This is a genomic window from Methylotenera sp. N17, assembly GCF_000799155.1.
Classification (GTDB): domain Bacteria; phylum Pseudomonadota; class Gammaproteobacteria; order Burkholderiales; family Methylophilaceae; genus Methylophilus.
Genome location: NZ_JUGE01000001.1, coordinates 1134746 through 1149755, shown reverse-complemented (window position 1 = coordinate 1149755; position 15010 = coordinate 1134746). Strand labels below are relative to the sequence as shown.

Below are 15010 nucleotides of genomic sequence, written 5' to 3'. Positions count from 1 at the left end.
AAACGGGGGTTCCGATGCAAAATCAAAACAATACAAATCCATCAAAAATGAGTATTCATGCGCTCACATTACCAATAGTTGAGCGGATGATCGCACAAGCAGATGCTTTGCAGGTGATAGTGTCCAAACACGAGACAGGTGCTACGCTGATTGATGCAGGCATTCAAGCAAAAGGCGGTTTAGAGGCTGGGCGGCTTGTGGCGGAGATCTGCATGGGTGGGCTTGGGCAAGTTACTTTGCAAAACAACACTACTTTTGCCAACTGGCCACTCAGCGTGAAAGTGCATGCGATGAGCCCCGTAGTGGCTTGCTTAGGCAGTCAGTATGCGGGCTGGGCACTCTCCCATGAGAAATTTTTCTCGTTAGGTAGCGGGCCTGCACGTGCGCTGGCGCAACGTGAAGAGATTTTTTCTGAGATTCAATATCAGGATGCAGCTAAAAAAACGGTCTTGGTGCTGGAAACAGACAAAATTCCACCTAAAGAAGTCATTGAAAAAGTGGCCAGAGACACGCAAATTCCGGCAAATGAATTAACTTTTATTTTAACGCCTACCAGAAGCCTGGCGGGGACGGTGCAAATTACCGCGCGCATATTGGAAGTGGCTTTACACAAATTGCATACAGTGCATTTTCCATTGCATCAATTAGTGGATGGATATGGTGTTGCGCCAATTCCTGCGCCTTCTCCGGACTTTTTAACTGGCATGGGTAGAACCAATGATGCGATATTGTTTGGTGGATTTGTACATTTGTATGTGAAATGCACAGATGAGGCGGCAGAAGCGTTAGCAAAATCATTGCCAAGCAGTTCATCTAAAGATTACGGCCGCCCGTTTGCTGAAGTATTTAAAGCAGTGAATATGGATTTTTATAAAATTGATCCATTATTGTTCTCGCCAGCCAAAGTAGCAGTGACTAATTTAGACACAGGCCATAGCTATTTTGCTGGGCAATTTAACGAAGCGTTGTTAGAGCAGTCTTTTAACTAAAAATATTATAAATCAATAGTTTAAATTTATTAGTTAAAGTAATTTGTTCTAAATGAGAATCCCCATTATTACGGACGAAGCCGCCCAGCAGGGTGGCTGGCATGGCGTTGCGCTTAGCAATGCATTTGCCGCGCGTGGCGTAGAAGCTGTGTTTGTAGAGTTGCAAGACTGTATGATTGATTTGTCTGGGCAACAAGCAAGCATACACATCCCACATTTTCCAGTACAACCAAGTTTCGCTTTTATTCGCGGCATAGCCGCCGGCACGTTGCAGCAAGTCATTACACGTTTGAATATATTGCATATTTTGCGCATGCAAGGCACCTATATATATAACGATGCGAAAGCGATTGAGCGTACCGTAGACAAAGGCATGACCAGTTTTTTGTTGAAACATCACGGCATCCCAACGCCCGCTACCTGGGTATGTGAATCTAGGCAGCAGGCACACGATATTATCTCAGCCCAGCTAGAACTGCATACCTCGTTAGTTATCAAGCCGCTATTTGGCTCCCAGGGCCAAGGCGTGCGCCTAGTGACGCAGCAGGATGCGCTGCCATTGCCACGCGATATGTTTGTGGATGGCGTGTATTATTTACAGCAAATGGTGAATACAGGTGCTTATAATTATGATTACCGCGTGTTTGTCGTCAATAATAAAGCAGTTGCTACTATGCGGCGGAGCGGCGAGGGTTGGCTGCATAATGTCGCACGTGGCGCCCAATGTTTATTAGTAGAAGATGACGAGATTCAGGCGTTGGCAGAGCGTGCTGCGCTAGCCGTTGACATTGATTACTGCGGAGTGGATATTATCCGAGATGCGGATGATCAATTATGGGTGCTAGAAGTAAATAGCATTCCTGCATGGCGTGGTCTACAAAGTGTATGCACTGTGGATATTGCGCAAACATTGGTAGACGACTTAATCGATAAATCAAATAAATCAAACGGATGATATGGTAAGCGACCCTAAACACATCATTGCACAACGGCTTGCAAAGGTGTATCAGAATGCATGCATGGCTGAACTGGAAGCGCTGAAGCCCGGTAATGTGCATATTTTTGCTGATGGACACGGCATGGTCGTTGAGCAATTTATCACCAGTGCAGAAGTATCTGCAAATGTGATTGCAAATCCATCTTTCTCGCTGGGTCAGCGTATCTACGAATCTGTTGCGGCAACGCATCAAGCCGTGGGCTGCAATACCAATTTAGGCATTATTTTGTTGTGTGCACCATTGATACAGGCTGCGCTACACAGTCAGGCGGAGCCTTTTGAGGCTGCACTAACCGATGTATTGGCGCATACGACCATTGAAGACGCACAATGGGCATTCGACGCTATTCAATTGGCGAATCCCGGTGGGTTGGGGCAGAGTGCACAGCATGATATTCATGAATCAGCGCAATGCACCTTGTTAGAGGCGATGCAAGCAGCGGCACTGAGAGATCACATTGCGCTGCAATATGCCAATCAGTTTTACCCTATATTGCACGAAGGGTTGCCACACTATCAGCAAGCACTAGTGAGATGGGACCGCCCAGCATGGGCTACGACAGCCGTTTATTTGTATTGGCTTGCGCATCACACCGATAGTCATGTTGCGCGTAAATATGGCTTGGAGGTGGCGGATCAGTTGCAAAAAGAAGCACGTGAGCATTATCTGGCTTTTTTAAATCAAGAAAATCCTAAACTTTATCTCCCAACATTGAGAGCGTTTGACCGTGATTTGAAAAACCAAGGCATTAACCCGGGTACTAGTGCGGATTTAACGGTGGCTACGTTATTTCTACATCACAGCTTAGTTGTTGCGTGAAAGCTGAGGTACTAAAGCGCTTAACGAAATTTAACAATTTGTCTATTCAGTTCGTCCATATAATTATGTAAAAATGCGCCCCGCGTTAATCTTGATAGGTGATTGAATGAAAATAGCATTTTTAGAAGATGATCAAACATTTGCCAGTGAAATCACTGCGATTTTGCAAAGCGATGGACATGATGTTGATTATTTTCCTTCTGGTCGTGAATGCTTAAAAGCACTCAACGGTGCAAAATACGATGTTGCGATTTTGGATTGGGAAGTGCCAGATATGGCAGGTACCGAAGTGTTGGCCAGTTTAAAAATAAAAGGTAATTACCCACCAGTAGTATTTTTAACGTGTCGTGATTCAGAAGAGGACGTCGTTTCTGTGATTGAGTCCGGCGCTGATGATTACATTGTTAAGCCACCTAACCCCAAAGTATTGCTCGCCAGAATCAACGCGCTGTATCGTCGCCATCATGCCAGGCTATCATCACGAGACACCAGTGTTTACGGTGGTTTAAAAGTGGATTTTGACAAACGCAAGTTCGAGATTGAAGGCGATCCTATCAAGCTTACTGAAAAAGAAACAGATTTGGCACTGTATTTTTTTAGCCAGATGGGTGTTCTATTGTCTAGGTCACACTTGACCAAGGTCGTTTGGGCTTCCTCGCCAGATATCGACACCCGTACGATTGATGTACATGTAAGTCATTTGCGTAGTAAACTGAAATTGTTGCCACCTTTTGGTTGGCGTTTGATCTCTGTGTATCACCAAGGTTATCGCTTAGAACGGTTGGATTAATTCTTTATGAAAGAATCAGCTGGTTTAAACAAGACTGCTGCACATTCAATACTGATTGCCTTATATGCATTTTCAACACTGAGTGTGCATGCTGCTGAGAACGATATGATATGGCGTTACGCCATGCATCCTGGCGATAATCTTATTCATTTTTCCCGTGCACATTTAATCAATCCTAATGATTGGATAAAGCTCCAGCGGCTTAATCATATTAAAGATCCTTATCGCATCCCTATTGGATTTATTTTACAAGTGCCACTCACTTTGGTTAAACAAGTGCCAGCTTCAGCGCAGGCAGTGCAGGTCAGTGGTCAAGTGTTTTTGCAGCTGGGCGCGCAAGCACCTAATCCGCCAACATTAGTTCCGTTACGGCTAGGCCAAGCGCTAGGTCCTGGAGCGACCCTTATCACCAAAGACAACAGTAAAGTGACGCTTCAGTTTGCCGATGGCACGCTGACAAGCCTTGCATCCAATGCAAAGTTGGTATTAGATACGATGAGCTTGTATAGTGGAGGCGCAATGGTGGATACTAAGCTGCGTTTGCAGCAAGGTCAGGCCGAAACGGTCGCTAATCCCAAACATATCAAAGGCAATGCCATGCAAATTATCACGCCTAGCGCAGTCGCCGCTGTACGTGGGACGAAGTTTCGCGTGGATGCAGATGACACGCATACCCTGCAAGCTACGCTGGCAGGTCAAGTGAGTTTGCAAGCAGCAGATAATGAAGTCATCGTGAATGCAGGGTTTGGTAGTCAGGCAGAAAAAGGCAAGCCACCGATGCCACCCACCATGCTGCTTTCTGCTGTAGATACCACTAGCCTTAACTCACAATTTACCCATTTACCCGTGGTGTTCGATATGCCAGATCAAGCTGCGGCAGTGTCTTGGCAAGGTAAAGTGGCGACCGATGTCACAATCAATCAATTGACGGCGGAATTCACATCAGCCAAGCCTCAGCTAGTGTTTGAAGATATCCCTGATGGTCATTACTATCTGAGTGTGCACGCACGTGATGCATACGGTATTGCAGGTTACGAGAGTGTGCATGCTTTTACCTTGAATGCACAGCCGTTTGCGCCGGCACTGGTTTCGCCTAGTGCAGGTGAACGTACTGGGGATGCGCGCCCAATATTCAAATGGAAGACAGTCGCCAATGCACAGGCCTATCACTTAGACATTGCAAAAGACGTGGATTTTAAGCACATCATTGAGCAGCGACGCATCGAAAACACAGAGTATCAGGCAGTGCAGTCATTGCCTCCAGCGACTTATTATTGGCGTGTGGCAAGTATAGAGATGCAAGCAGATGGGCGAGATGATCAGGGACCGTTTGATCAAGTCGCGCAGTTTAGCGTCAGACCTATACCTAGCAAGCCGGATCTCCACCAGTTCTGGATAGACGTTGCTGACAATCGTGTCAACATTCACACGCTACCGCCTGCGGATGGATTAAGTTATCAATTTAATCTGGACAATGATGCGAATCAGCAAAAAGATGTGTGGGTTAAACGTGGTGTTGAGACGGACTACCAATTCTTGCTCAAAGAGTACGGAAAGCAGACTCTATATATCCGTCATGCGGACAGCGATGGGGTGGTGAGTGCTGCCACGGTTTATGAATTCTATGCATACCCGGAATAGTGCTGGGGCTTACATTTCATCATATAAAACTTAATGATTTAGCGTCCTCGGCGCTAATTCTGCTGGTGCTTACACTCGTTATTCACCTTACACATGTGTTGGACCGGGTGGATTACTTGGTTTTCGATATTGGTCAAAAGATACTGCCGCAAGCGCTGCCGGATGATGTCATTATTGTTGCAATAGACCAATATAGCCTATCTCAGCTTGGCCGCTGGCCTTGGTCAAGAACAGTCCATGCGCAATTAATCCAGCGGCTCAATGCAGAGCAGCCCGCTGCGATTGGGATGGATATTGTTTTCTCAGAACAAGAGCTGCAATCTCCGGATGCAGATGCATTGTTAGCACAAGCTATTACGCAGTCTAAAAAAGTGGTGTTGCCAGTATTGTTAGAAACCACGCGTGCCAATGGTCAAATCATAGAGACACTACCTTTACCAAGCTTAATTGAGCATAGTGCTGATATGGGCAGCGTGCACGCAGTGCTTGATGCAGACAGTATCGCAAGAAGTGTGTACTTGTTTGAAGGCGTGGGTACCCCCACTTGGCAGCTATTTTCACAGGCGGTTCTTAATGTGGCGGAAAATAAACCCACCCTAAACCGCTTCGATTTAGCGTTTGATCCCAAAGTGAACCCTTTTACATTAGCGAGGAAAGACCAGAGGAAAATTAACTTTATTGGACCACCCGGACATTTTCCTAGAATTTCGTATGCGCAAGTATTAAAGGGGGAGTTTCCTGCCGGGTTATTCAAAGACAAAATTGTGCTGGTAGGTGCTACAGCACTAGGCATGAATGATTTGCTGTCTACGCCAGTTTCTGGAAGGGGTCAGCCCATGGCTGGTGTAGAGTTTCATGCCAACGTGCTCGCTTCTATTCGAGATGACCGGTTAATACAGTCTATGCCATTGTGGTTGAGTACATTGATTGTGGTAGCTGTCGCCCTGATGCCTTTGTTGTGGATGCCAAAATTGCCTGCTTTGCCGGGTTTTGTATGTACATTGCTTTTTCTGATTTTGATTACATTGATTTCTGGCATGGTGCCCAAGTTTTTTGGCGTGTGGATGCCGCCAGCAGCAGCGCTGGTGGCGCTGATGATTGCTTACCCCATATGGAGCTGGCGAAAGCTGGAGGCCGCGCAACGGTTTCTTGATTTTGAGTTAGCCTATTTGCGAGAAAACCTCATTGCGCTGCCTGTGCAAACTGCCGAGCATTCGATAGAACATTATGATGTGTTTGATACCCGCATTGACCAAGTGCGCGCTGCCTCACAGCAGTTGAGGTTTTTACAAAACGATAGAAAAGAAACGTTGGCGTTTATTTCACACGATTTGCGTGCACCTATTGTGAGTGCACTGATGACGCTGAAACAGCATCCAGATATGCTGCCTCAATTACATAGCCCTTTGTCGCAAGCATTAGGTTTGGCGGAAGGCTTTTTGCATGCCTCACGCGCAGAAATGATGGATGTTGCGCAGTTTAATGAAATTGATTTTGTTGGCCTTGTGCATCAAGCTATTGATGATGCTTATGAGGTGGCCTTAATGAAAGATATAGAGCTCAGCCGCGTCTTGGTAGATGGTATGGTATGGGTACTAGGTAACTTTGGCTTACTCCATCGCGCATTGCTCAATATGATATTGAACGCGGTGAAATATGGGCCGGTAGACTCAACGGTACGCATTGCGCTTAAGGTGGACGCTGATAAGCGTAGTGTATTGTTCTCTGTAACTAACGATGGTGCGGGGATATCTAAAGATGAGCAGCGTTATCTTTTTAAGCGATTTTCGCGCATTAAGCCTAATGATGAGGTTGCAGATGGCGTTGGATTGGGCTTATATTTCGTCAAAACTGTGATTGAAAAACATGGGGGTGCAATTGCGGTGGAGAGTGATTTGGAGCAGCCGACTACATTTAGTTTGCGCATTCCTATCATTGAGTTTCAGCCACATTCGGAAGAATGATGCATGTAGGCGGTGCTTTTACGCGGTTAAACGCTGCTTTTTTGAATACAATTCACGATCTGCCGCAGATATCCAATCATCAACACTAGGGAAGTTTGCTGATTCAGCTATGCCATAACTAAATCCTGCATGAAACACTTCGCCAGAGGGGGATTGAAACGCATGGGATTCCACAAATTGACTAATACGTCGCATGGCAGCTTCGGCAATCCCTGCAGTGGTAGCTGGCATTAGCACTAACCACTCATCACCGCCATATCTGAATAACTGATCATTAATTCTTAAGTTGTTTTCGATGATGTTGGCTGTTTTTGCCAACACTTGGTCGCCAGTGACATGTCCCCAGCAATCATTAATTGATTTGAAATTATTTTGATCCAACAACACAATTGAACATGGTGTAAGGTAGCGCTTGTGGCGTTTAAGCTCTTGCGTCAGACTTGCCTGCAATGTAAGTCTTGACCATGCGCCCGTAAGCGAATCCCGCATGGTGAATTCATGCCACAAATGCTGATTAGCCTCTTTGGTAGATTGCATAAAGTGATGAGCACGCAGCTGATATTGATCCAGTTGCTCAAGTAAGGTTTTCCCTGAAAGGGGGTGTGTAGCCTTGACGGTGTTATGCCATAAAGTTTCTAGTGTGTGTTTGACTTCTAAGAAGCTGAGAATCAGATTGTCCGGAAGCTTCAAATCCTTGGGGATGATCACGTCAAATTCATAGAGGTGCTCAAGTGGAGGTGGGGGCTCGCCGGTGAGTATGCTACGCATATTATCAATGAGCCATTGATGACGCACCAACACCCAAGTGCTGCTGGCCCCAAGTAACGAAAGGGCATTGCTAGCAATATCGTCTTCGCTGATTGACATCACACACCACACCAAACTCTCATGATGGTTGCCATTATTCATGGTGCGTTATAGCGACACAAGCCACTTAACAATGTTTTTCAATTGTCTCTGCTAGGATTTGCTTTTATTTCTTGTGTAAGTTGTCCATGCATCTTAGGTAAATTAAGCTATAATGCTAAGCTTAAATTTTTGGCGCAATCAAGTTAAGCAATTTTCTAGGAGGATGCAATGGCAAATTTATTAGACCAACTTAAAGCAATGACAACAATCGTAGCCGATACCGGTGACGTGGAAGCAATCAAAAGCGTTAAACCTGTGGACGCAACAACCAATCCATCACTTGTTTTAAAAGCAAGTCAAATCCCAGAATATGCGCCATTGATTGAGACTGCAATTGCTTATGCAAAAGCGCAAGGCGGTTCAAAAGAGCAACAAATCGAAAACGCGGCTGACAAATTAGCTGTGTTAATCGGTACAGAAATCACTAAAGTAGTACCAGGCCGTATCTCTACAGAAGTAGACGCACGTTTGTCATTCAACCTAGATGCAATGGTAGCTAAAGGCCGTAAATTAATCGCCCTTTACGCTGAATCAGGCATTAGCAAAGACCGCGTGTTGATTAAATTAGCTTCTACATGGGAGGGCATTAAAGCGGGTGAAATCTTAGAAAAAGAAGGCATCCAATGTAATCTCACATTGTTATTCGGTTTCGGCCAAGCGCGTGCATGTGCAGAAGCTGGCGTATTCTTAATCTCTCCATTCGTTGGCCGTATCTTAGACTGGTACAAGGCTAAAACTGGTGAAACATACACACAAGAAACAGACCCAGGTGTAGTTTCAGTGCGCGCGATCTACCAATACTACAAAGAGCACGGATATAAAACTGTAGTCATGGGCGCTTCATTCCGTAATACTGGCGAGTTGATCGCTTTGGCTGGTTGTGACCGCTTAACAGTTTCACCAAACTTATTGCAAGATTTAGCAGCGACTGAAGGTACTTTAGTACAAGTATTAAAAGATGGCGGCAAAACAAAAGAAGCCCCAGCTAAAATGACTGAAGAACAGTTCCGTTTTGAATTAAATCAAGATCCAATGGCAACAGAAAAATTAGCAGAAGGCATTCGTGGCTTTGTTGCTGATCAAAACAAACTAGAGGCTGCTTTAAGCGCAAAACTATAAGTTTCGCGGGAATTAAACCATTCCCATATGGGTCATATGGTTGTAATTAAGCTGCTTTAACATTGACATAATTGAGCAGGGCACTTAACATGAGCGTCCTGCTTAAATTCTGTAATTCGCTAGAAATTAGCATTTTAGAAAAACATATTTATTAACTTTGGAGAAAACCATGGCTAAAACCCAAATGGCATTAGATTCACTAGATTTCGACGCAACAGTTGCATTAGCAGCTACAGTTGCTCCACACGTAGACATCTTAGAAATCGGTACACCATGCATTAAGCATAACGGTATCAAATTGGTAGAAACATTACGTGCTAAATTCCCAAACAACCAAATCTTAGTTGACTTGAAAACAATGGACGCTGGCTTCTACGAAGCTGAGCCATTCTACAAAGCTGGTGCAGACATCGTGACTGTATTAGGCGTTGCAGATATCGGTACAATCAAAGGTGTAATCGACGTTGCTAACAAATACGGCAAAAAAGCACAAGTTGACCTGATCAACGTTGCTGACAAAAAAGCACGCACACAAGAAGTTGCTAAATTAGGCGCACACATCATTGGCGTGCACACTGGTTTAGACCAACAAGCTGCTGGCCAAACACCATTTGCTGACTTAGCATTGGTTTCTGGTTTGAACTTAGGTGTTGAGATCTCAGTTGCTGGTGGCGTTAAAGCTGCTACAGCTGCTCAAGTACGTGATGCAGGCGCGACTATCATCGTTGCTGGTGCTGCTATCTACGGTGCTGCTGATCCTGCTGCTTCTGCTGCAGAAATCACAAAAATCGCTCACGCTTAATTGCCTTTTAAATTAAACGCTGTGTCAATAAGCAATTATTGATGTGAGTTTTAAAAAGCCCGACTCAGCAATGTGTCGGGCTTTTTTATCTAATTGTGGCGCGTAAGCCTAGACTAAATAAGGAAATATTATGAGCAATAGTCAGTCATTGATTTTAAATAAATTAACTAGCATCCTGTCAGAAACAGACAATTCTAAAGCTGCTGAGCTTTTGAAACTGGTTGAAGAAGCTGGTCGTACATTCATTGGTGGCGCAGGTCGTTCACTATTGGTATCACGTTTTTTTGCCATGCGTTTAGTGCATGCAGGGTATAACGTCAGTATGATTGGTGAAGTCGTGACGCCTGCCATTAAAGCAGGCGATTTATTGGTGTTGGTTTCTGGCTCTGGCGGCACGGAAACACTATTGCCATTCGTTAAAAAAGCTAAATCTGTGGGCGCAAAACTAGTGGTGATTTCAATGAAAAAATCATCTGCCATGGCGGATGTTGCTGATTTAGTAGTTCAAATTGGTAACGATAGCAGTTTCCCACTCACTAAAGGCATGCCGATGGGCTCACAATTTGAGCTTTCAACATTAGTATTCCTCGAAGCGGCGATTGCTGATTTGATTTTTGCTAAAGATTTAACCGAAGAAGGTATGCGCGCGATTCATGCGAACTTAGAGTAATCGCTTGTCATCAACGGTTTGTCGTATTAAAAAGCCCGAGCTTACTCGGGCTTTTTTGCATCCACACTATGGAGTGCACATAGGTCTGCACCAGTGATGTGTTGGCTATGTAATGCTGTGGCAATCAAGGCGCCATGGACAAGCATGGTGCTTAGTTGTGCCAAGTCCTGCGTATTGCGTACGCCACCGGCAGCGTAAATGCGCTGTTTGTTAGCCAAGCGGATAACTTTGTTGAGCGTGGCGATATCGACACCCGATTGCGCGCCTACCTGATTCAGTGTCATCACAATGACATCTTGGGGCCAATCCTGATGTTGCTGCAGAAGTGCGCTAGGACCTTGGTAGCCATTTGGCATAAAGTCTAGCGATAGCACAATATGCTCAGAATATCCCTGTGCAATGGCCAAGTAGTCATCCATCTGCCGCATATTCTCTGTGCCAATGATCGACTTTACCCTAGGATGATGCCAAGACTGCACATCACTTGCTTCTTGTATGCCGGCATCGATCCAAATCGTTAGGTCGGGGAATGTCTCAAGGATATTATCAATAATGGGACGATGATTGCTAGGTGTACCCAGCAGGTGTTGTATTGCATTTAAATCGGCAATGTAGAGCGTGTCAAACGGATAAATATCTCTAAAAGCCTTTACAATATCTAGCGGCTTGGTAGAGGCGGTGAGTGACGACTGAATCGGTTGATACTGATGGCGCTGCCCTTGCTTGGCGTGTACAACAACACCATTCAGTAAATCAATCACAGGAATAATATGCACAATGAAATCACAACAAACTTTATTTGTATGTGAGTTTATCACTGGCGGTGGCTTTGTGGGGGCTGCATTGCCAGAGAGTTTGGCCCAAGAGGGTATGTTGATGCGAGATGCATTGCTGAGAGACCTTGACCAACTTGAGGGCTGGCAGTTAGTGACCACCTACGACAGTCGTGTTTCACCCGTTCATGCAAAGGTGCGCAGCATTGCTGTGGACGGTCACTGCGATGTATGGGAAATTTGGCGTGAATGCATGGCTGAGGCTGATGCTGTGTGGGTTGTTGCACCAGAGACAGATGGTATTTTGTATCAATTGGCGGAGATGGCGCATAGCCTGCAAGTGCGCTGGATCGGCCCCGTTCCGGAAGCGATTCGCGTAACGAGTCAAAAACACCTTACCGCGCAAGTATTAGGGCGTGCTAATTTGCCAGTCATCCCTACTTATTTTTTTTCGGAATGGATTCCAGATGCCAACCCAGCTTGGGTAGTTAAGCCGAATGATGGTGCAGGGTGCGCATCTACCTATGTATTTAATCAAATGGCTGCACTTGAAACTTGGTTTACTCAAGACAAGCAGCGCCAGCAAACACATGTGATTCAGCCTTATATCTCGGGTAAGCCTGCGAGTATTTGTGTGTTGGGGTTAAAAGATGAGGTGGTGGTGTTGAGTTGTAATTTACAATGGATGCTGTTGCAGGATGGAAAGCTAAGCTATACCGGCGGCAGGATCAATGGCGCTAGCGCTTATTGGCCACAATTGAAATTGCTGGCAAACGACATTAAGGCTGCCGTACCTGGCTTGATCGGGTATTTTGGGGTGGACCTATTGCTAGATACGCAAACGGCGAGAGGGGTAACGATTGTTGAAGTCAACCCGCGTTTAACTACAAGTTACGTACACTTGCACCAAGCCATAGGGTGCAACCCTGCGGCTATGGTGATGGATGCCATGCTGGCACCTACGTTTTCAATGCCAGACATCAAACGAGAGCAAATAGAGTTTTATGTGTAAAGATAACTATACAATCGGCTGGGATATTGGTGGGGCGCATATCAAGGCTGCATTGGTTGATGCGCAGGGGCTGGCGCATCAGGTATATCAACTGGCTTGCCCACTGTGGCGTGGGCCACAAGAGCTGGTGCAGTCGATGGCACAGATACAAGCATTGTTACCGTCCAATGTGGTGTCTGCAGTAACCATGACTGGGGAGTTGGTGGATTACTTTCCCAATCGCCATACTGGTGTGTGCGAGATTGCTAGGGTAGTGCATGCGCAGTTGGGCGCGGATGCTAGATTTTATGCGGGAGAAACGGGTTGGTTATCCTACACTGAGGTAGAATCTAACACGGGCGCTATAGCTTCCATGAATTGGCATGCCAGTGCAGCGTTTATTGCACAGACAGTAGCGGATGGTTTGTTTGTGGATATTGGCAGTACCACCACTGACGTTATTCCGATTCAGCAGCATGGCTTGCTGGATGTGGGATATACGGATGCACAAAGGATGGCGCGCCATGGCTTAATTTATACTGGTATTGTGAGAACACCACTCATGGCGCTGGGTCCAACCATTATGTTTAATCACCGCAGTTACTACGTGGCCGCTGAGTACTTTGCAACCAGTGCAGATGTGTACCGCTTATTGGAGCAGTTGCCAGCAGAGGTGGACTTGGCAGAGACAGCCGATGGCAAAGATCGGTCCCCTCTGAGCACGGCAAGACGGCTAGCGCGCATGATTGGCCACGATGTGGAAGATGCTACCTTAACTGATTGGAAAACACTTGCACAGCAGTTTAAACAAACACAAAAGAACCTAATCATGACAGCATTGAATGCACATCTTACCGATGCCATTGTCCCCATAGTCGGCGTGGGCATCGGTACGCTTTTGTGTCGTGAGCTTGCTGACGAATTACAACGTCCGTTTATTCATGGCGCGCAGTTGGTGCAAGCTAAAGATGCAACTACGCATCAACAAGCCGTTAATTGCTTTCCTGCTTATGCAGTAGCGAGATTGGCGGCATAGCATGGCGTTAATTCAACATGCACTGCCTTATCAGCACGACAGTGCACAATTATTTGCACGCATTAAGCATATGCGCTGGCCGATGTTCTTAGACAGCGCACAAATGTTGCACGCAGACACCCAATTGCCGGCGAGTCAGTTTGGGCGCTATGACATATTAGTGGCAGACCCAGCCATGACCTTTGTCACCACAGGGTCGCAAACGGTGGTTGAACATGCGGGCAAACAAACCATTTCTGAAGAAGATCCGTTTACTTTGGTTAAGCAAACGCTACAACGCACGCCCAGTGCGCATAGTGATTACCCATTTACCGGTGGTGCTCTAGGTTATTTTTCTTATGATTTAGGGCGACGCATTGAGCAATTGCCTAGTATTGCCGCCAATGACACACAAATGCCGGAAATGATGGTGGGTATTTACGATTGGGCGATTGTGGTGGATCACCGTGCTAAGACTACGCATATCGTCTCACATCAGTTTTATACCAGCAATGATGTTTGGCATACATTGTGCGCGCTGTGTGAGCAAGCCGCACACGAGGAAACTGCTACCTTTCAAGTTACGTCTGCAGTGCGCTCAAACTTTAACGCAGAAACATACGAGCAAGCGTTTAAGCAAGTGCAGCACTATATTCAAGAAGGGGATTGCTACCAAGTTAATTTGGCACAACGCTTTTCTGCTGAAGTTGACGGCGATAGCTGGCAGTGCTACCGCACTTTAAGAGCAATTAGTCCAGCGCCGTTTATGGCATATATGGATTTAAGCTTTGGTAACCAGCAGTCCTTACAAGTGCTGTCGGCCTCACCGGAGCGTTTTTTGCAACTGATTGGTCAGCAAGTGGAAACACGCCCAATTAAAGGTACACGCCCTCGATTTGAAGACCCTGATAAAGATTTGCAAAGTGCGATTGAGTTAGTGACGAGCCTGAAAGACCGCGCTGAAAATGTCATGATTGTTGACTTGCTGCGTAATGATATTGGCAAAGTGTGTGAACGCGGTAGTGTCAAAGCTGAAAAGCTGTTTAATCTGCAAAGTTTTGCCAATGTGCATCACTTGGTGAGTTTCGTCACTGGCGTATTGGATTATCGCTATACAGCTTTGGATTTACTGCGTGGCTGCTTCCCTGGCGGATCAATTACTGGTGCGCCCAAATTGCGTGCAATGGAAATCATAGAAGAGCTTGAGCCGCATAGGCGAGGCATTTATTGTGGCGCGATAGGCTATATTGGGTTTGATGGGGATATGGACATCAATATTGCTATTCGTACCGCCGTGGTTATTGCAGGGCAGATTCATTTTTATGCTGGCGGTGGTGTTGTGGCTGATTCCACTTACGAAAAAGAGTATAAAGAAACCTTAGATAAAGCCTCTAATTTCCTGACGACCATGGATATTTTGAGTAAAACCATACGTGAGTATGACAAAAAGCGTGATACTTTAGATTTAAAACAATAATTAACGCGTAATTGGCCGTAAATTAGGCCAATGGTCCCGGCAATATTTTGTAT

14 protein-coding genes are annotated in these 15010 nt (G+C 45.7%); 12 read left to right on the top strand and 2 right to left on the bottom strand.

What is annotated here, in order from left to right:
- Positions 1 to 14: 14 nt before the first annotated feature.
- The 6 genes from mch to FG11_RS05480 all read left to right on the top strand — a co-directional run bounded on the left by mch (position 15) and on the right by FG11_RS05480 (position 7201).
- On the top strand, positions 15 to 989 hold the full coding sequence (gene mch, locus FG11_RS05505; RefSeq protein WP_047533702.1) for a methenyltetrahydromethanopterin cyclohydrolase: 975 nt from the start codon (positions 15 to 17) through the stop codon (positions 987 to 989).
- Positions 990 to 1041: 52 nt separating this feature from the next.
- Positions 1042 to 1944, top strand: coding sequence for an ATP-grasp domain-containing protein (locus tag FG11_RS05500; protein ID WP_025224351.1), 903 nt, complete (start codon positions 1042 to 1044; stop codon positions 1942 to 1944).
- Position 1945: 1 nt separating this feature from the next.
- Positions 1946 to 2806 (top strand): triphosphoribosyl-dephospho-CoA synthase, encoded by an 861-nt coding sequence (locus FG11_RS05495; protein ID WP_029647486.1) that lies wholly within the window; start codon positions 1946 to 1948, stop codon positions 2804 to 2806.
- A gap of 106 nt (positions 2807 to 2912) precedes the next feature.
- Positions 2913 to 3596: a response regulator transcription factor gene (locus FG11_RS05490; RefSeq protein WP_020182040.1), complete on the top strand. Its 684-nt coding sequence runs from the start codon at positions 2913 to 2915 to the stop codon at positions 3594 to 3596.
- 6 nt (positions 3597 to 3602) lie between these two features.
- Positions 3603 to 5237: a FecR family protein gene (locus FG11_RS05485; RefSeq protein WP_052184952.1), complete on the top strand. Its 1635-nt coding sequence runs from the start codon at positions 3603 to 3605 to the stop codon at positions 5235 to 5237.
- Positions 5238 to 5302: 65 nt separating this feature from the next.
- Positions 5303 to 7201, top strand: coding sequence for a CHASE2 domain-containing protein (locus FG11_RS05480; protein ID WP_235276344.1), 1899 nt, complete (start codon positions 5303 to 5305; stop codon positions 7199 to 7201).
- 18 nt (positions 7202 to 7219) lie between these two features.
- On the opposite strand, the gene FG11_RS05475 is transcribed toward FG11_RS05480, so the two are convergent.
- Positions 7220 to 8110: a GGDEF domain-containing protein gene (locus FG11_RS05475; protein WP_200884562.1), complete on the bottom strand. Its 891-nt coding sequence runs from the start codon at positions 8108 to 8110 to the stop codon at positions 7220 to 7222.
- 168 nt (positions 8111 to 8278) lie between these two features.
- Here FG11_RS05475 and tal point away from each other — a divergent pair, with 168 nt between their 5' ends.
- From tal to hxlB, 3 genes are all read left to right on the top strand, one after another.
- Positions 8279 to 9229, top strand: coding sequence for a transaldolase (gene tal, locus FG11_RS05470; RefSeq protein ID WP_020182036.1), 951 nt, complete (start codon positions 8279 to 8281; stop codon positions 9227 to 9229).
- 169 nt (positions 9230 to 9398) lie between these two features.
- Positions 9399 to 10031, top strand: a complete 633-nt coding sequence (gene hxlA / locus FG11_RS05465; protein WP_020182035.1) for a 3-hexulose-6-phosphate synthase — start codon at positions 9399 to 9401, stop codon at positions 10029 to 10031.
- A gap of 130 nt (positions 10032 to 10161) precedes the next feature.
- On the top strand, positions 10162 to 10701 hold the full coding sequence (hxlB, locus tag FG11_RS05460) for a 6-phospho-3-hexuloisomerase (protein ID WP_020182034.1): 540 nt from the start codon (positions 10162 to 10164) through the stop codon (positions 10699 to 10701).
- Positions 10702 to 10742: 41 nt separating this feature from the next.
- On the opposite strand, the gene FG11_RS05455 is transcribed toward hxlB, so the two are convergent.
- Entirely contained in the window at positions 10743 to 11477 is a 735-nt protein-coding gene (locus FG11_RS05455) for a HisA/HisF-related TIM barrel protein (protein ID WP_047533694.1), read from the bottom strand.
- 1 nt (position 11478) lies between these two features.
- Here FG11_RS05455 and FG11_RS05450 point away from each other — a divergent pair, with 1 nt between their 5' ends.
- From FG11_RS05450 to pabB, 3 genes are read left to right on the top strand one after another with little or no spacing between them, the layout of a single operon-like run.
- Positions 11479 to 12486, top strand: a complete 1008-nt coding sequence (locus FG11_RS05450) for an ATP-grasp domain-containing protein (RefSeq protein ID WP_025224345.1) — start codon at positions 11479 to 11481, stop codon at positions 12484 to 12486.
- On the top strand, positions 12479 to 13501 hold the full coding sequence (locus FG11_RS05445; protein ID WP_029647482.1) for a hydantoinase/oxoprolinase family protein: 1023 nt from the start codon (positions 12479 to 12481) through the stop codon (positions 13499 to 13501). The genes FG11_RS05450 and FG11_RS05445 overlap by 8 nt, the downstream gene beginning before the upstream one ends.
- A 1-nt stretch (position 13502) precedes the next feature.
- Entirely contained in the window at positions 13503 to 14957 is a 1455-nt protein-coding gene (gene pabB, locus FG11_RS05440; RefSeq protein ID WP_047533692.1) for an aminodeoxychorismate synthase component I, read from the top strand.
- Positions 14958 to 15010: the final 53 nt, after the last annotated feature.